The sequence below is a fragment of the Streptomyces dioscori genome, from assembly GCF_003024195.1.
GTDB lineage: Bacteria > Actinomycetota > Actinomycetes > Streptomycetales > Streptomycetaceae > Streptomyces > Streptomyces dioscori.
Genome location: NZ_KZ679042.1, coordinates 147,273 through 165,972 on the forward strand (window position 1 = coordinate 147,273; position 18,700 = coordinate 165,972).

General features: G+C 72.8%; 6 protein-coding genes. 4 read left to right on the forward strand and 2 right to left on the reverse strand.

All coding sequences use genetic code 11. The features are described from left to right. Window positions 1–14: 14 nt before the first annotated feature. Window positions 15–1,178 carry an oxygenase MpaB family protein gene (locus C6Y14_RS14650; protein ID WP_107017094.1) on the forward strand — a complete coding sequence of 388 codons (1,164 nt, stop codon included), beginning with the start codon at window positions 15–17 and terminating at the stop codon, window positions 1,176–1,178. Here C6Y14_RS14650 and C6Y14_RS14655 read toward each other — a convergent pair. Further along, window positions 1,172–4,153: an AfsR/SARP family transcriptional regulator gene (locus tag C6Y14_RS14655; protein WP_225891080.1), complete on the reverse strand. Its 2,982-nt coding sequence runs from the start codon at window positions 4,151–4,153 to the stop codon at window positions 1,172–1,174. The genes C6Y14_RS14650 and C6Y14_RS14655 overlap by 7 nt on opposite strands. A gap of 172 nt (window positions 4,154–4,325) precedes the next feature. On the opposite strand from C6Y14_RS14655, the gene C6Y14_RS14660 reads away from it, so the two are divergent. Both C6Y14_RS14660 and C6Y14_RS14665 read left to right on the forward strand, forming a co-directional pair. Next, entirely contained in the window at window positions 4,326–11,639 is a 7,314-nt protein-coding gene (locus tag C6Y14_RS14660; protein ID WP_107017095.1) for a SpvB/TcaC N-terminal domain-containing protein, read from the forward strand. A gap of 72 nt (window positions 11,640–11,711) precedes the next feature. Continuing rightward, window positions 11,712–17,027, forward strand: coding sequence for a Tc toxin subunit A-related protein (locus tag C6Y14_RS14665; RefSeq protein WP_107017096.1), 5,316 nt, complete (start codon window positions 11,712–11,714; stop codon window positions 17,025–17,027). Window positions 17,028–17,073: 46 nt separating this feature from the next. Here C6Y14_RS14665 and C6Y14_RS14670 read toward each other — a convergent pair whose 3' ends face one another. Next, window positions 17,074–17,955: an SDR family oxidoreductase gene (locus C6Y14_RS14670; protein WP_107017097.1), complete on the reverse strand. Its 882-nt coding sequence runs from the start codon at window positions 17,953–17,955 to the stop codon at window positions 17,074–17,076. Between the two features lie 84 nt (window positions 17,956–18,039). On the opposite strand from C6Y14_RS14670, the gene C6Y14_RS14675 reads away from it, so the two are divergent. After that, a complete protein-coding gene (locus tag C6Y14_RS14675) occupies window positions 18,040–18,618 on the forward strand; it encodes a TetR/AcrR family transcriptional regulator (protein ID WP_107017098.1) in 579 nt (192 codons plus the stop codon). Window positions 18,619–18,700 lie beyond the last annotated feature (82 nt).

Sequence of the window (18,700 nt, forward strand, 5' to 3'; positions counted from 1 at the left end):
GAAGGAGCCCTGCCATGAACCACACCGAGGCATCGATGGACGCCCTGCGCCGGTCCGGTGACGAACTCGCCGACGCCACCGTCGCCACACTCTTCGAACGCGGCGAGGTGGGCAAGTTCAACACCCTCATGCGGTACGTCTCCACCGTCGGCGCGCCGCTGCCGGACGGGCTGCCCGAGGTGGCCCGGGAGTACCTCCGGGAGACGAGCGCTCCGCCGGCCTGGGTCGACTGGGGGGAGATGGAGAAGGCCCGGTTGTTCTTCATCGACAACAACGTGCACATCTCCACCGCCCTCTCCTTCGCCTCCATGCCCGCCTGTTACGTCGTCCCGCACGTGGCGCAGCTCCTGTCGGCCGCCCACGGGCTGAAGTACCCGTCCAAACGGATGGCGGAGACCGGCCAGTTCACGGTCTACCTCATGCAGCCCGACGCCTTCGAGGCCGGCAGCCGCTTCATTCCGGCCGCCCAGAAGGTCCGCCTGCTGCACGCCTCCATCCGCCACCACCTGAAACGCGAGGGCCGCTGGGACACCGAGGCCCTGGGGACGCCGATCTGTCAGGAGGACATGATCGGCGGGCAGATGTTCTTCTCCATGCTGGTGCTGGACTCCCTGCACCGTCTCGGCATCCACATGTCCACGGAGGGGGCCGAGGCGTACTACTACGCCTGGCGGGTCGTCGGGGCGATGCTGGGTGTCGACCAGGAGGCCGTCCCCAAGTCCCTCGAAGAGGCCCGCCGGTTCCTCGATCTGTACATGGTCCGGCACATGGGTCCTTCCGAGGAGGGCGCGCACCTGACGCGGCAGCTCATCGACCTCTACGAGGAGGTCGTGCCCGGCACCTTCTTCGACCCGATCGTCTCCGCGCTGATCCGCCATCTCGTCGGCGACACCTGCGGCGACTGGCTCCAGGTGCCGCGCACCCCGTGGGACACGGTCGTCAAGGCCGTACCCCATCTCCTCGGCGTCCTGGAGACCATCGAGGACCGCTCACCGCTCGGCGCGTGGGCGCTGGACCGCCTCGGCCACCTCACCACGGTCCTCGAACTGTCCTCCCTCACCCGCGGACGCGTCATGCACTACGCCATCCCCGAACAGCTGAAGAGGGACTACGGAGTCTCCGACTCGGTACGCCGCGCCCAACGATGGGCCCCGCCCGCGGCGACGGTCCCCTACTGACCTGCCGCCGACCGCAGCGGCTGCGGCTGCGGCTGCGGCTCCGAGGGCGGGGGCGGGGTCGGTTCGAGGGCCGATTCGGGACGGGCGTCGAGCCGGGTGCGGAGTTCGGTGCGGAGTGGATCCGTGTCCGGGAGTGCCAACTCGTCGGTGAGGGTCAGGGCCCGTGTCCAGGCGGTGCGTGCGGCGTCGGGGCGGGCCGTGACGCGGTGGATGTCGCCCAGACACAGCAGGCCGGCGGCCTCGCTCTGCCGGTCGCCGGTCCGGTGGAAGAGGTCGACCGCCTGCCGGTAGCAGTCGACGGCCTGCGTGTGTCTGCCCAGATGATGCTGGATGTAGCCGAGGCTGTCCCAGGTGTGGGCCTGTCCGTTGAGGTCTCCGGTCTCCTGGGCGAGGTCGAGGGCCCGCCGGCAGTGGACGAGGGCCTCGTGGTGCTCGCCGAGCTGGGCATTGAGCCAGCCGATGTGGTTGAGGGCTGCGGACTGACCGGCCCGGTCGGCGGCGGCCCGGTAGTGCCTGAGGCTGTGTCCCGCGTGGTGGAGCGCCTGCTGGGGGCTGCCCTGCGCGGCGGACATCCGTGCGAGGTGCTGGTGGGTACGGGCCTGTCCCGCGTCACTGCCGAGTTCGGCGAACAGATCGAGGGCGCGCAGATAGTGGCCGCGGGCGTCCTCGCCGCGGTCCAGCCGGTCCAGGGCGAGCCCGAGTCCCCGGTGCGCGCCGGCGAGGCCCGCGCGGTCGCCCTGTCGGCGGGCCGCCTCCAGGGCGCTCGTCTGCAGGGCGGCGAGCACCCGCCAGTAGCCGTGCCGGTCGAGGAAGGTGGTGAGGGCCGCCGCCAGTTGCCAGCCGTGCCGGTCGAAGCCTTTCGCGCAGGCCCGCTCCACCGCGGCCGCGAGCACGGTGTGCTCCGCGGCGAACCAGGCCTGCGCCTGCTCGTGGTCCGCGAGTGCCTCGGGGGCGGCGCCCGGCCCGGCGGGTGGCAACGGGACCGGGTTGGGCCGCGGGGTCAGCAGTACGTCGGCGGTGTGGGCGGTGTGCAGACAGTGGTCGAGCAGCCGGCGCAGCGCGGTGTGCCGGTCCAGGTCGCTGTCGAGCGTGGCGACCAGTTCGGCGGCGTACACGCGCAGCAGGTCGTGGAAGGTGTAGCGGCCCGGCGCGTGTTCGGTGAGGAGGTGGCCGCCGACGAGTTCGGCCAGCAGGGCGACGGCGCGGCTCACCGGTATGCCGCCCAGCGCGGCGATGGCCGGCAGGGCCGCGTCGGGTCCGGGATGCAGGCCCAGCAGCCGGAAGAGCCTGGCCGCTCCGGGGCTCAGCGCCTCGTAGGACCAGGAGAACACGGCACGCACCTGGCTGGTGGCCTCCCCGCCGTCCAGGGCGTCGAGCCGGTTGTCGGCCCGGCGCAGTTCCTCGGCGAGTGCGGCGAGCGGGAAACGGGGGCGCGCCGCGGCGCGGGCTCCCACGATCGCGAGGGCCAGCGGCAGTCCCGCGCACCGTCGGACGATCTCCCCGACCGCGGCGCGTTCCGCGTTCACCCGGCTCGCGCCCAGTCGGCCGGTCAGCAGTTCCCGGGCCTGGCCGGACGTGAGGAGGTCGACGGTCAGCAGCTGGGCGCCTTCGGCCACGGCGAGGCCGGTCAGCAGGCGCCGGCTGGTCACCAGCGCCAGACAGCCGGGCGCTCCGGGCAGCAGCGGACGGACCTGCTCGGCGTCGCGGGCGTTGTCCAGCACCACCAGCACCCGCCGCCCGGCCAGCAGGCTGCGGTACAGGCCGGCCTGTGCCTCAAGGCCGACGGGGACACGTGCCGGCGGTATCCCGAACGCGTCCAGGAATCCCCGTACCGCCTCCGCCGGGCCCATGACCGATCCGGCGGAACCGAAACCGCGGAGATTCACATACAACTGTCCGTCGGGGAAGGCCGGTTGTGCCCGGTGTGCCCAGTGCACGGCCAGCGCGGTCTTGCCCACGCCCGCGGTGCCGGACAGCGCCGAGATCACCACGGCCGACGGCTGGACCGCCGCCGACGCGAGGACCAGGTCGAGTTGCGCCAGCTCGTCGCCGCGGCCCGTGAACCCCCGTACGCCCATGGGCAGTTGGGCGGGGATCGCTCCCGGCCACCGTGCTGTCACGGGCGGGGACTCCGGCGAGAGCTGCGGCGAGGGCCGTGTCGGGAGGGAGGTGTGGGGGCCGGGTTCGGCGGTCTGCCGGTGTGCCGTCCGCCGGGTGGGTGCGGGCGGGTTCGCGCGCAGGACGGTCCGGTGTGCCTCGCGCAGTCCGGGACCGGGGTCGGCGCCCAGTTCCTCGGCCAGCCGGCGTCTGACGGTGGCGAAGCGGTCCAGCGCCTCCGCGCCGCGCCCGGCCGCGTGCAGGGCGCGGATCAGGGTCTCGGCCAGGGGCTCCACCAGCGGGAACTCGTCGAGGAGATCGGTGAGCGGACCGATCACGGTGACGGGATCGCCGACCCGCGACTCGACGGCGGCCCATCCGACGGTGAGGTCCACGTACTGGCGCCGCCATGCCTCCCTCACCCGCTCCGCCCACTGGCCGCCCACGTCGGCCAGGGGTTCCCCGTGCCACAGGCGCAGCGCCTCGCGCAACAGGGCCGCGCGGTCGTCGTCCGTTCGTCCCGTCTCCCGGGCGCGGTCCGCCAGCCGGCGGAAGCGGAGCACGTCCACCTGGTCCGGGGACGCCTGCAGAAGGTAGCCGCCCGAGCGTCGCATCAGGCATAACTGGACGTCCCCGCCGTCGTTCGCGGTCTGCTCGCACAGGCGGCGGAGCCGGGCGATGTGCGCGTGCAGGGCCCGCCTGGCCCCGTCAGGAGGGCGCACTCCCCAGACCCGCTGGATGAGCACGTCGGCCGTGACGGGCCGGCCGGCGTCCACCGCCAGCGCGGCCAGCACGGCCCGGCGCTGCGGCGGTCCGATCTCCACGGCCCGCTCCCCCGCCACCAGCTCCACCGGACCCAGCAGTCTCAGTTGAATCACGAGTCCGCACCCCCGCACAGATCTGCCCCACACACCCCACGCATGGCTCTCGCTGGGCGACAACCTATCGACAACGTTTCCACCCACACACGCAGCCCACGCTGACGAATCAGGTCGGTGTCCCGTCGATGAGCGGCGGCGGTCGCCGAGGCTCGATCCAGGGGGAGGCACCATGACTTCTGCGGACACCGCGGACTCGACGGCGGCGGGTTCGGCGATCTCCTTGCCGCAAGGGGGCGGCGCTGTCAGCGGGTTGGGGGAGAAGTTCGCCCCCGACCTGTTCACGGGGACGGGCAACATGTCCGTACCGCTGTCGATACCCGCGGGGCGTCAGGGGGCGACGCCGTCGCTCGCCCTCGGCTACAGCACCGGCAACGGGAACGGGCCGTTCGGGCTCGGCTGGCAGCTGGGACTGCCCGGTATCTCGCGCAAGACGTCGCACGGCGTTCCGAGATACCGCGATGCCGCCGGGCCGGGGGACGACGACGCGGCCGATGTGTTCCTGCTGTCGGGTGCCGAGGATCTGGTGCCGGTCCTCGGCACGTATCCCGGCCGGGTGCGCTACCGGCCCCGTACGGAGGGGCTGTTCGCCCGGATCGAGCACGTCAAGGACGCGACGGGCGACTACTGGGAGGTCCGCGGCAAGGACGGCTCACTCAGCAGGTACGGGACACGGCGTCCGGCGGGAGCCACGGACAGCTGGCGGGATCCGGCGGTGACCGCCGACCCGCACGACGCGGGCCGCGTCTTCGGCTGGCAGCTCACCGAGACCGTCGACCCGCTCGGCAACCTGGTCCGCCACGCCCACCTCGCCGACGCGGGCACCGAGCAGGGCAGGTCGTGGTCCCGGCCGCTGCTCGCGGGCATCTCGTACGCCGACTACGGCGACCGGGCCGACCCCCGGTTCCTGGTCTCCGTGGACTTCGTGTACTCGTCGCGCCCTGACCCGTTCTCCGACCACCGGGCGGGCTTCGAGGTGCGGACGTCCTTGCGCTGCGACGTGATCCGGGTGACAACCCACGCCGTGGACGGGGTGGCACGGGTGGCACGCGAGTACCGACTCGCCTACCGGCAGGCGGAGTTCAACGGGGTGTCACTGCTCGCGAGCGTGACCGAGGTGGGGATCGACGCGTCGGGGGCACCCGCATCGGACCCGGCCTCGGCATCCGCTCCGGACCCGGCCTCGGCGTCCGCGGTGGTGCAGGAGGAGCTGATGCCTCCCCTGATCTTCGGGTACTCGGGCTTCGACCCGGGCGGACGCAGGTTCTCCGCGGTGACCGGCCCCGGCTTTCCGGCCGCCGCGCTGAACAGTCCCACGCTCGCCCTGGTGGACCTGCACGGCGCGGGCCTGCCCGACGTCGTGGAGCTCGGTCCGGCGGCGCGGGTGTGGCGCAACGCGGGCGGCGGGCGGTTCGAGGCGCCCCGCTCGATGGCCGCAGCGCCGCCGCTCTCGCTCGGCCGGCCCGGGGTGCGGTTCCTGGACGCCGACGGCGACGGCCGGCCCGATCTGTTCGCGCCCGCGGCGGGCGCCCCGGGCCCGGACGGCGGCCCCGCCGCGGGCTACTTCCCGATGGCCTTCGCGGGCGGCTGGAGCCGCCGCGGCTTCACCCGCTACCGCCGGTCCCCCGGTGCGGGCGTCGACGACCCGCAGGTGAAGCTGGTCGACCTCGACGGCGACGGGCTGACCGACCTGATGCGGTCGGGCACCCGCCTCCAGGCGTGGTTCAACGACCGTGATCCCCGCAAGGCCTGGCAGCGCACCGCGGTCGGCGCCGGCGGCCCGCCCGTCGATCTCGCCGACCCGCGGGTGCGGCTGGCCGACATGACCGGCGACGGCCTTCAGGACCTCGTGCTGCTGCGCAACGGGAACGTGGCGTACTGGCCGAACCTCGGGCACAACAGATGGGGCGCGCGGATCCAGATGCGCGACGCGCCCCGCCTGCCCGACGGTTACGATCCGCGCCGGGTGCTCCTCGGGGACGTCGACGGGGACGGCGCCGCCGACCTGCTGTACGTCGACAGCGGGCGGGTGCTGCTGTGGGGCAACCGGTCGGGCAACGGCTGGAGCGACACCCCGGTCGTCGTGCGCGGCACCCCGCGGGTGTCCGGCACCGACGTGCTCGAACTGTCCGACCTGTTCGGCACCGGGACGGCCGGGCTGCTGCTGAGCCGGTCGGCGGGGGTCTCCGGCGGGCCGCACGCGCGTTTCCTGGACTTCACGGGCGGGGTGAAGCCGCATCTGCTCACCTCGACGGACAACAGCCTCGGCGCGCTCACGCGGGTGACGTACGCGCCGTCGACCCAGGAGTACCTGCGCGACTTCGCCGACCCGGCCACCCGCTGGCGCACCCCGCTGCCCTTCCCGGTGCACGTGGTGACGAGGACCGAGGTCGCCGACCGGATCTCGGGCGGCACGCTGGCCACCGAGTACCGCTACCGGCACGGCTACTGGGACGGCGTCGAGCGGGAGTTCCGCGGGTTCGCGCTCGTCGAGCACCTGGACACGGAGACGTTCGGCGGGGCGACGGGAGCGGGTGTGCCGCAGGGCCACCACGCGCCGCCCGTGCTCACCAGGAGCTGGTTCCACTGCGGGCCCGTCGCCGCCGACGAGGCCGGCGACTGGACCGAACTCGACCTGCGCCACGAGTACTGGCAGGGCGACCCACCCATGCTGTCCAGACCGCCGGAGCAGCTCGCGTTCCTGGCGGGACTGCCACGGGCGGCCCGCCGTTCGGCGTTGCGCGCCCTGCGGGGGCAGGTGATGCGCACCGAGGTGTTCGCACGGGACGGCGGCCCGCTGTCCGACCGGCCCTACACGGTGACGGAGACCCTGTCGGGCGTACGGGAGGAATCGGCAGGGGAGGAAGTGGTCGAGGCCAGGGGCGAGGACTCAGCCGTACGGGAGGAATCGGCGGGCGGTCCTCCGGGCCGGGAGCGGGTGTTCTTCCCGTTCTCGCTCGGCACGCGCACGACGCGGTGGGAACGCGGCCCGGAGCCGATGACCCGGTTCGCGTTCCCCACCGGGTACGACGCGTACGGATGCGCCACCGGGCAGCTCTCCGTGCCGGTGCCGCGCGGCCGTGACCCACTGACCGTCGCCGGGCCGGACGAGACGCCCGAGCCCTACCCGGCCACGTACGCGACCACGGAGTACGCGCGCCGGGACGACGCCGAGCACTACGTCGTGGACCGCGTCGCGCGCACGTCGAGCCACGAGGTCGTCAACGACGGTCGGCTGCCGGTGCCGTCGCTGCGGGACGCCGTGGCCGGCGGGACACCGCCGTCCGGGGTCTCGCTGCGGGTGATCGGCCACACGCGTACCTACTACGACGGCGCGGAGTTCACCGGGCTGCCGCTGGGCACGCTGGGCGCGTACGGACTGCCGGTGCGCTGCGAGTCGCTGGCGTTCCAGGACGGCTTCCTCGACCTGCTGTACCCCGCCGACGACCCCCGGGCGGCCGGGCCGCGCCCGCCCTACCTGGCAACCGGTGACCAGGCCGACTGGCCGGCCGAGTATCCGGCCGCCTTCCGGGACTCGCTGCCCGCGCTCGCCGGATACACGCACTACACGGACACCGACGTGCCCGGCTCCCCCGGCGGCTACTACGTGACCACGCAACGGCACCGCTACGACACCCAGGAGCCGGGATCGACACCGCGCGGTCTGCGGACGGCCTCGCTCGACCCGCTCGGCGCGCGCAGCCAGGTCGCCTACGACCGGCACGCCCTGTTCCCCGTCCTCGGCACGGACGCCGTCGGACTCACCACCGCCGCGGAGTACGACCACCGCCTGCTGCGCCCGCACACGGTGACCGATCCGAACGGCAACGCCACGTCGGTGACGTTCTCCCCGGCCGGACTCGTCACCGCGACCTGGACCCGGGGCAAGAACGGCGAGGGCGACCGGGCGGCACCGGGGACGGCGATGAAGTACAACCTGCACGCCTTCCCGGGGAGCGGACAGCCGGCGTCCGTGCGCACCGTCAGGCGGGTGCACCACGAATCGCAGACCGGGATTCCCGCCGAACGCCTCGACGACGTGCTCGTGTCGGTGGCGTACTCGGACGGCTTCGGCAGGCCGCTGCAGACCAGGACACAGGCCGAGGACACGCTGTTCGGCGATCCGTCCTTCGGCGGGAACGTCATCCCGGGCGGCGACCTCGCGCCGACGGGCGACTCGACGGGCCGCACGAGGGCACCGGACAGCCCGGACAACGTGGTGGTGTCCGGCTGGCAGGTGTACGACAACAAGGGCCGGGTGGTGCAGAAGTACGAGCCCTTCTTCTCCACCGGCTACGACTACGCGCCGCCCCTGGACGCCCAACTCGGCCGGAAGAGCGTCATGTTCCACGACGCGAGCGGGCGGGTCGAGCGCACGGTGCACCCGGACGGCAGCGAGCAGCGGGTCGTCTTCGGTGTCCCGTCCGACCTCGCGGATCCCGACCGCGCCCTGCCGACGCCGTGGGAGTCGTACAGCTACGACGCGAACGACAACGCCGGCCGCACCCACGGCGACGCGGCCTCGGCGTACCGGACGCACTGGGACACCCCGTCGAGCACCGAGGTCGACGCGCTCGGCCGGGTCGTGCGCGCCGTCGCCCGCCGCGGTCCCACCGCCGCCGAGTGGCTCACCACGGCGTCGGTGTACGACGTCCAGGGCAATCTGCTCGGCATCACCGACCAGTTGGGGCGGGCCGCCTTCGCCTACCGTTTCGACCTGGCGCACCGGCGCTGGCGGGCGGACAGCCTCGACGCGGGCCGGCACGACAGCGTCCCCGACGCCCTGGGGCAGGTGGTCGAGGCCCGGGACAGCAGGGGTGCGCTCGTCCTGGGCGCGTTCGACCCGTTGCACCGGCCGAGCCAGGTCTGGGCGAGGGACGACCACGGCGGGAGCGTCTCCCTGCGGCAGCGCGTCTCCTACGGCGACGCCGGGACCGCCGACCAGCGGCCCGCGGAACGCGACGGCGCCCGTGGCCGCAACCTGCTCGGCCGGGCCGTCCGCCACTGGGACGAGGCGGGACACGCCGGTGTCGAGTCCGTCGACTTCAAGGGCAACGTGCTCCAGAGCAGTCGCCGGGTGATCTCCGACGCGGCTCTCCTGTCCGTCTACGACCGGGCGGCCTCCGACGGCTGGCAGGTGCGGCCGTTCCAGCTCGACTGGACGCCCTGGCCCGGCCAGACGCAGGCCCAGCGCGACGCGCAGCTTCTCGAACCGGCCGAGCACGTCACCTCCAGCGAGTACGACGCCCTGAACCGCCTCAAGCGACGCTTCCTGCCCGCCGACACGGAGGGCAGGCGGCACGTGCTGTACCACTCGTACAACCGGGCGGGGGCGCTGGAACAGGTGCAGCTCGACAGCACGGTGCACGTGCGGCGCATCGCCTACGACGCCAAAGGACAGCGGTCGCTGATCGCCTACGGCAACGGCGTGCTGACCCGCCACGCCTACGACCCTGACACGTTCCGGCCGACCCGGCTGCGCACCGAGCGCTACAGCCTGGTCGAACCCATGACCTTCCGGCCGACCGGGCCCGCGCTCCAGGACGTCGGCTACGCGTACGACCTGGTCGGCAATCTCACCGAGGTGCGCGACCGCACCCCCGGCAGCGGTGTCCCGGGCAACCCCGAGGCGGCCGCCGTCGCCGACCCGGTGCTGCGTGCCCTGCTGGCCGGCGGCGACGCGCTCGACCGGCGCTTCACCCACGATCCCCTCTACCGGCTGCTGTCGGCGAGCGGACGCGAGTACGCGGCCCCGCCGCAGGGGGAACCCTGGCCGGCCACGCCGCGCGGCACCGACGTGACCCGGGCCCAGACGTACAGGGAGACGTACGACTACGACGGGGCGGGGAACCTGCTCACCCTCACCCACGCCGGCGCGGGCGGCTTCAGGCGCACGTTCACGGCGGCGGACGGCGGCAACCGGCTGCGTCGCATGACGACCGGCACGAGCGGAACGAGCGGGACGAGCGGGACGACACCGTACGACTACACGTACGACGCGGGCGGCAACCTGCTGTCCGAGACCACGTCCCGCCACTTCTCCTGGAACCACGCCGGCCGGATGACCGCGTTCGCGACGCAGACCGCCGGGGCCGAACCGTCGGTGCACGCCCAGTACCTGTACGACTCGGCCGGTGCGCGGGTGAAGAAGCTGGTCCGCAGACAGGGCGGCGCGGTCGAGGTCACCCACTACATCGACGGGACGTTCGAGCTGCACCGCTGGGGCGGATCGCAGAGCGGCCGGAACAACCACGTCCACGTCATGGACGACCACCGGCGTGTCGCCCTGGTGCGGTTCGGCAGCGCCCGTCCCGACGAGGGCGGGCCCGCGGTCGCCTACCACCTGCCGGACCACCTCGGGAGCAGCACCGCCGTCCTGGACCAGACCGGAGCCCTCACCAACCGTGAGGAGTACACCCCCTACGGGGAGACCGGCTTCGGCAGTTACACCCGCAAGCGCTACCGCTTCACCGGTGCGGAACGCGACGAGGAGAGCGGTCTCGCCCGCCACGGCGACCGGTACTACCTGCCGTGGCTGGCGCGCTGGTCGGTGCCCGACCCGGCGGGGCCCGGGGGCGCGCTCAACCTGTACCAGTACTGCGCGGGCGCGCCGCTCCGGCTCGTCGACGGGTCGGGCCGTGACTTCACCGTGGTCGCCGACTGGGAACGCCGGACGATGGTCCTCGGCATGGTGATCGTGGTCTCCACCCCCCTTGAGGAGCAGCAAGTACTCAAGGCCAAGAAGGCGTTCGACACGGCGGCCCCGTTCACCGACCAGAACGGAATGACGGTCACCTTCGATGTGCGGGTGCGGCTCCAGGTCCTCAACAAGCGGGCCGTACCGGAACCCGGCACCGTGAACTACCGCGGCAACAGGTACCTCGCGGAGGCCAGGAAGGGATACACGCCCGAGCCCGTCGGGGACGACCGGGCGCGCCCCGGTGACACGTACGTAGGCGGGGTGACCAGGTTCGGGGGCGGGGGCGGGGGCGTCTGGATGAACAGGCACCGCCGCTACGGCGAGCTCGGAAACTCACCTGATCTGGTCAAGCACGAGATCGGTCACCTCTACGGCCTCGACGACAACCGCGCGGGCGCGACCGGCCGTTACTACGTCGCGGGCGGGGTGATGGACCCCAAGGAGCTGTCCGACGCGCACGGAAACGGTGACCCGACGGGCAAGGACCTCTTCTCCATCAGGAAGGAGGAGGTCTCCGCGATCGTCACCTTCCTCCATGACTACCGGCCCGAGATGCAAGACAGGAAGAGTCCCGGCTTCGTGGACCTGACGCCACAGGTCAGGTTCGTCAACAGCTTCGGTGCGACGACCTCCTACAGCAGCCTGGGCGAGGCCAGGGCCGCCTTCGAGAACGACCGGAGGACCGCCGAGGAGCTGCTCCGCGAGACGCAGGGAGCACAGGACCGTGCGAGGCAGATGATCGAAAGCCATTTCAACTCGTCGAGACAGCCCGCGCCGCAACCCTGACCGCCTCGGAGACGCCGGCGAGGCGTCGTCCCTGGGCCATTGCCGTTCCTCGACGAGAAGGAGAGAGCAGAAGTGACCGTTACCGTACAGATCACAGGGCCGGCCGCGAACGCGGTGGTGCGACGCACGGTCGTGGTGACCGCGCAGGTGAACGGGCTCGTCCCGCAGGGCGGTGACCACGACCCGTACGACATCCTCAACACGGTCATGGTGACCGTCGCCGGGCTGCCCGCGGTCCAGGCGACCGCTTCGGGCGGGGGCTGGACGGCCCAGGTGCCGTTGCCGGCGTCCGTCGCGCCGGGCACGCAGATCCCGGTCAAGGTGACCGCCAACTACCGTGCGATCGGCTGGTACGTCCCGTACCCCGAGCAGTGGCCCGACGTGTGGTCCGCCACGTCCACCCCGGTCAGCGTCTCCCAGACCGTCCAGGTGCAGGCGGCGTCACCACCGGTCTTCACCTGGTCGGCCCCCGCCGCGGGCAGCACGGTCGACCTGTTCGAGGGAAGCGGGCAGATCACCGCCCAGTTCGATGTCACCCGCGCCCAGATCGCGCCGCTCACCATCACCATCACGCGGGACGGCACGGCCATGCCCGTGACGTCTAGCGGTGTCGCCTCGTACCGGATACCGGTCAGTCTGCTGCCCATGCCGCTCGGGGCGCGGACCGTGACGATCACCTGCACGGATCCCGACGGCCTGACCGCGACGCAGACCCGCACGTTCACCGGCCGTGACGCCTCGCCGCCGAACCTGCAGGTCTCCCCCGTCACCGTGTTCGGTGACAGCGGGGGCGCCGCCACCGCGCCCCTGCAGGGGACGGCTCCCGACGCGCAGAGCGGTATGACGGGCGGCAGCGCCAAGGTCGAGTGGGCGCTGTCCCCCACCGGCACCAGGACCCTGGCGAAGCCCGGGGCGGGCGGTGACTTCAGGAACTGGACCGCGGACGTACCGCTGACGGGGTTCGGCGCGCACACCGTGCATCTGTGGGCGACCGACAACGCGGGCAACGTCACCGTCAAGGACGTACAGGCCACGGTGATCAGCTCGTACGTGCCCGAGTCCCTGGAGCAGCGGCTGGACGAACGCGAGTATCTCGCCGCGCTGCTGTCCTTCGCGCACGAGCAGGTCAACGTGCCGGGACCGCCCGCCGCGCCGCTGGACACCGCCACCCTGGTGGCGGCGCTCGGGCAGCCGCTCGACCGGCTCAGCCAGCCTCTGTCGGCCGAGGCCGACCTGGGCGGCCACGAGGTCAACCAGCTGCGGATACCCGTCGAGCTCCTGCGGGCCCGCATCGCGGCCACGAACACACCCACCACGCCCGGTTCAGCCCTGGAACAGGAGTACCGCGGCACGGCGTACGCGTCCCTGCTCGCCTCCGCCGGGACCTCGTACGCGGAACTGCGGCTGGCCAGGGGCGCCGATGCCACGACCCGCCGGGCGCTGGCCGACCGGCTCGGCATCCGGCTGCGCGCGACGACGCCCGACGAACTCGACCAACTGCTGGTCGACGGTCCCGCCCTCACCGAGGCCGGCCTGGAGGCACTGTTCGGCCTGCCCTCGACGACCGCGTCCGATCCGCTGCGTGTCCCCGGTGTGCCGCTGCTGCTCGGCTGGCGGCTGTCCGCCCAGTCGCTCGCCTGGGCCGGACAGGACCAGCACCCCGATGCGCCCAGGGCCTTCGAGGTGCTCGCCGATCCCGATGTGATCGACGCGGCCGACGTCGTCGACGGGCCGGCCGGCGAGCCCGTCCGCAAGCTGCTGACCGACCGGGCGCAGGCCCTCTCCGCGTACCGTGCGACGCTGTCCGCGCTCAGGACGGGCAGGACACCGGCGGCCGCCCTCACCGCGATGCTCACGCTGGCGCAGCCCGGCCTCGACCTGGCCGCCCTGGCCGCTCAGGACGCACAGGGTGCCGACATCGGCGGTGCCCTCGCCGCCCGGGGTCTGAGCCGGGACGGCTTCCTGTATCTCGGGCGGCTGAGCGCGCTGGCCGGCGCCGGAACGGTCACCACGGCCGAGTGGGACGACGGCCTGGTCGTCCTCACCGGTGCCTACAAGCGCCGGCAGCTGTACCCGGCCTGGCGGGCGGCGGAGTCGGGTTTCGTGCTCTCGCCGGACTTCTTCGTCACCGGCGGCGCCGGGCCCACGCCCGGCCCGTACCGTGCCGAGGGCGGGGCGCGTGCCGCCTGGCAGTCCGTGCTGCGTGCCAGGATCGCCCAGCGGGAGGCCCTGCGCGAGGCCGACGCGCAGGCCGTGGCCGACGCCGAGCAGACCGCGCTGCCGATCCTGCGTGACGCGCTGCTCGCCGACCTGGCCGCCACGACCATGGCGGCGGGCGAGGTGGGCGAGTCGATGTCGGCGCGGTTCCTCGTCGACATGCTCGCCGGCGGGACCCTGCGCACGACCCGTATCGGGCAGGCGGTCGAGAGCGTGCAGTCACTGCTGTCCGCGAAGCGGTCGGGGGAACTGGCCCCGGACCACCCCGCGGCCGGCTGGACGTTCAGGAACGGACCCGAGACGTTCGCCGCCGCCTGGGCCTGGCTGGGCGAGCAGGGCACCTGGCAGGCGGCCACCACGGCCTTCCTGTTCCCCGAGCGGCACCTCGACCCGGCCCTGCTCGTACCGAGCACCAGGACGATGACACCGGGCACGCCGACCCTGCCGCTGGACATCCTTTTCGCGCAGGTCAGCGGGCCGGGAGCCACGTTCACCGCCGGTACGGCAGTCAAGTTGGCGGCCGACTACCTCACGGCGAGGAGGATCTCCCTCCCCGCCCCGTACACCTATCTCGATCCGCAGCGCAGGGCCGCCCACCAGACCGCCCTGGCGAACGCGTCGAGCGGGATCGAGGCCGTGCCGAACACCGGGCACGCCGACAACAGGGAGATCTTCTGGGCCGTGCCGATGCTCCTCGCGCAGCGCCTTCAGGCGGCCGGGGACTACCGGGCGGCGCTCGACTGGTACTGGATCGTCCTCCCGTACGACCTCACCTCGCCGACCTCGATCTACAGCCGTATCAACAGCGAGACACTGTCAAGCCCCGATCTGACCTTCCCGGCCAACTGGACCGCCCATCTCGACCCGTTCGCGCTGGCGGACTCGGCGTCCGCGAAGCGTCCCAAGCCCCACACCCGGTACACCCTGCTGTCGATCATCAGATGCCATCTCGACTACGCCGACGCGGAGTTCACCAGGGAGACCGACGAGTCGGTCGCGCACGCCCGTACCCTCTACGTCACCGCCCGCCGGCTGCTCGGCTCTGCGGCCCTGGTGCCGCAGACACCGACGAACCTCGGCGAGCCGGCGCTGCCGGTCCCGGAGGTCCGCACCCTGCGCACCCGGGTGGACATGCAGCTGGCCAAGCTCCGCCAGGGCCGCAACATCGCGGGCATGCCGCGCACCCAGGGCCTCGCGGCCGCGACGGTGAGCCGGCCGACGCCGTACCGCTTCAAGGTGCTGCTGGAACGGGCCGGGCAACTCGCCGCCCAGGCAGCCCAGATGGAGGCCGGGTACCTCGCCGCCCTGGAGAAGTACGACGACCGCAACCTGCGCGTCTACGACGCCCTCAAAGCGGTCGATCTGAGCGCGGCGCAGGCCAGGGTGGCGCTGAGCCGGGTCGAGGAGGCCAACGACGCCGTCACCGCCGCCACGGCGCAGTTGACGAAGGCCGAGACGATGTCCGCGTCCTTCGCCGCCGCCCTCGACGCACCACCGAACAGGTACGAGCAGGACCTGCTCGACGACTACGGCGAGATGCGTGACATCAGGGACGCGATCACCGTGGCGGACACGGCTCTCGCCATCGCACAGGCGGCGTCGTCCGGAGCCAGCCTGATGGACGCGATCTTCAGCGGTGGCGCCCGGCAGGCCCTCGCCATCTCGATGAGTGCGACCGCGGCCGTCAAGGGTGCCTTCCAGATCCAGCAGAACCATCTGGAGGCGCAGCTGCAGGCCGATCAGCTGCGGGCCGGTATCGAACAGCGCAAGGACGAGTGGCGGCGGCAGCAGGTGGCCGCCCAGCAGGACATGCAGATCGCCGCCGCGCAGATCACCGTGGCGCACGACCAGGTCACGATCGCCGAGCGGGAACAGGATGTCGCGACGCTCCAGCACGACCAGGCGACGGCCACCCTGACCTTCCTCAACGGCCAGTTCACCAACGCCGACCTGTACCTCTGGATGAGCAACACCCTCGGCGGGGTGTACCGCTACTTCCTGCAGCAGGCCACCGCGACGGCCCGGCAGGCGCAGGCCCAACTGGCCTTCGAGCGGGCGGAACCCGCCCGGGTGCTGATCCGCCAGGACTACGGCCAGTCGCCGGCCGAGATGACCTCGAACGCCGGTCCCGACCGGCGGGGCCTCACCGGTGCGGAACAGCTCGCGCAGGACCTGGCCCGGCTCGACGAGTACGCCTTCAGCTCCGCGCGCCGGCGCCTGAACCTCTCGCAGACGTTCTCGCTGGCCCGGCTGATGCCGGTGGAGTTCCTGGAGTTCCGCCGTACGGGCACACTCGCCTTCGCCACCCCCACGGCCCTGTTCGACAGCGACTTCCCCGGCCACTACCTCCGGCTGGTCCGTCAGGTGCGCACCAGCCTCGTCGCGCTGGTACCGCCGGACCGGGGAATCCGCGCCACACTGCACTCCAACGGCATCTCGCGGGTCACCACCGGCCGGGACGGCACGTTCCAGGAGGTCGTGGTGCGCAGTGATCCGGGGGTCGTCGCCCTGACGTCGCCGGTCAACGCCAGCGGGGTGTTCGAGCTCGACGCCCAGTCGGACATGCTGCTGCCGTTCGAGGGCAGCGGTGTCGACACCAGCTGGGAGTTCCGGCTGCCGCCCGCCGCCAACCCGCTCGACTACTCCACCATCGTCGACCTGCTGGTCACGGTGGACTACACCGCCGCGTACGACGACACCTACCGCGAGCAGGTGGTCACCCGCCTCAACGCCGACCGGGAGCGTGGCGCCGACTGTGTGTTCAGCCTGGCGAGGGACTTCCCCGACCAGTGGTACGACCTCAACAACCCGGCCGACCCCGCCGCGAGGCCGGTCACGCTCCCGCTGCGTGACGTCGACTTCCCGGCCGGGATCGAAGGGCTCACCACCGCGGCGGTCGCCGTTCGGCTGTCGGGCGACGCGCCGGTTCCCGACACCGCGATCTCCCTGACCCGCGGTGCGACCGGCGGTACGGCGACGGCGACCAACGGCCTCGCGGGCACCCGGCGGGGCAACGCCGCGGCCTGGAACGGACTCCTGGGGGCCGGCCCGGCCGGCGACTGGCGGCTGAGCTTCGACGCGGGCGCCAGGACGTTGTTCGAGTCGGGCGCACTCGACGACATCCTGCTCGTCGTGAGCTGGACGGGGGAGGCACCCGCCTGGACGCTCTGACCGGCCCGTTTCCCGGTGACCACGGCGCACCCCCTGCCCTCCCTGGTCAGGGCTCGATGTTCTCCAGGTCCTGGAGGAGGCCCGGCCGCTCCGGTTCCCAGCCGAGTGCCTGCCGGGTACGGGCGCTGGAGGAAGGCTGGTCGGTGGCGAAGATCGGGCCGAGCGGACCGTACGTCTCCTGCGGTACCGGCTCCACCGGCAGGCCGAGCCGTCGGCCGATGACCGCGGCGATGTCGCGCACCCGGTCGCCCTCGTCGGCCACGGCATGCCAGGCGGAACCGGCCGGCCCCCGCTCCAGAGCGAGCCGGAAGAGGACGGCCGCGTCGAGTGCGTGCACCGCGGGCCACCGCTGTGTGCCGTCGCCCAGGTAGCCGGAGACTCCGGTCCGGCGCGCGGTCTCGGTCAGCAGGCCGGCGAACCCGCCCGCCCCCTGATGGTGCACCGTGCGGGGCAGGCGCACGGCCGTGCTGCGTACCCCTCGTGCGGCCAGGTCCAGGATCGCCATGACCGTGCGACCGCGACCGCCCACCGGACCGTCCGTCGGCAGCGGGTCGGCCTCGGTGGAGGCACGGCCCGGCACCCACGGCGTACCGGAGACGGTGACGAGGGGGCGGTCGCTTCCGGCGAGTTCCTCGCCGAGGGTGGTCAGAGCGGTGGTCTCCTCGGCGACCGCCGCGGCGAGGGCTTCGGGACTGCTGAAGTCGTTGCGGAACGCCAGGTGGATCACTCCGTCGGTCCGGGCGACGCCGGTCCGCAGGACGTCCAGGTCGGCGAGACCTCCCCGGAGCGGCTCGGCGCCTGCCGCCTCGGCGGCCCGCTCCGACGCTTCGGAGCGGGCGAGCGCAAGGACGGTGTGACCGTTGCCGAGCAGTTCGGCGACGACCGCGGTACCGATCAGGCCGGTGCCGCCGGTGACAAAAACGCGCATGGAACTCTCCCGCAAGTGATGGGACTCTTGTCCCATCACTGTACAGGTTGATGGGACAAGAGTCCCGTCACGTATGATCGGCGCATGGGTCGATGGGAACCGGGCGCACGCGAACGCCTCGTCATGGCGGCTGTCGATCTCTTCATCGAGCAGGGATACGACGCCACGACGGTCGCGCAGATCGCCGAGCGCGCCGGAGTCACCAAGAGCACGTTCTTCCGGCACTTCCCCGACAAGCGCGAGCTGCTGGTCGCCGGGCAGGAGACGCTGAGCCGGCTGCTGACCGAGGGCATCGCCGAGGCGCCCGGTACCGCCAGCCCGCTGGAGGCGGTCGCCGCCGGCCTTGAGCGGGCCTCGGGCGCGATGGGGCCCATGAACCGCGAGCTGGCCCCACGGCTGAAGGCGGCCGTGGCCGCCAGCACCGAACTGCAGGAACGCGACGTCCTCAAGAGCGTCAGCCTCGCGGCCGCGATGGCGGCGGCCCTGACCGCCCGCGGCGTCCCGGGCCCGACAGCGGCCCTCGCGGGCGAGCTGGGCATGCTGGCCTTCAAGCGTGGGTTCGCCGAATGGTCCGAGGGCGACCGTGACGCCGAGGACGAACTGGCGGGACACACCCTGGCCGCGCTCGACGAACTGCGCGCGGCGAGCGCGACGCTGGGCTGAACCGGGCGGGCCCGAGCCCCGGGGCCCGCCCCCTTGTGCACGCCCGGGTCGCGTCCGGCCCCGCGAGGGGGCGACGACCGAC

Excerpts from the sequence above, each read along its gene's own strand:
- C6Y14_RS14660 (WP_107017095.1), top strand. The coding sequence starts at position 4,326 with ATGACTTCTGCGGACACCGCGGACTCGACGGCGGCGGGTTCGGCGATC.
- C6Y14_RS14670 (WP_107017097.1), bottom strand. The coding sequence starts at position 17,955 with ATGCGCGTTTTTGTCACCGGCGGCACCGGCCTGATCGGTACCGCGGTC.
- C6Y14_RS14675 (WP_107017098.1), top strand. The coding sequence starts at position 18,040 with ATGGGTCGATGGGAACCGGGCGCACGCGAACGCCTCGTCATGGCGGCT.
- C6Y14_RS14650 (WP_107017094.1), top strand. The coding sequence starts at position 15 with ATGAACCACACCGAGGCATCGATGGACGCCCTGCGCCGGTCCGGTGAC.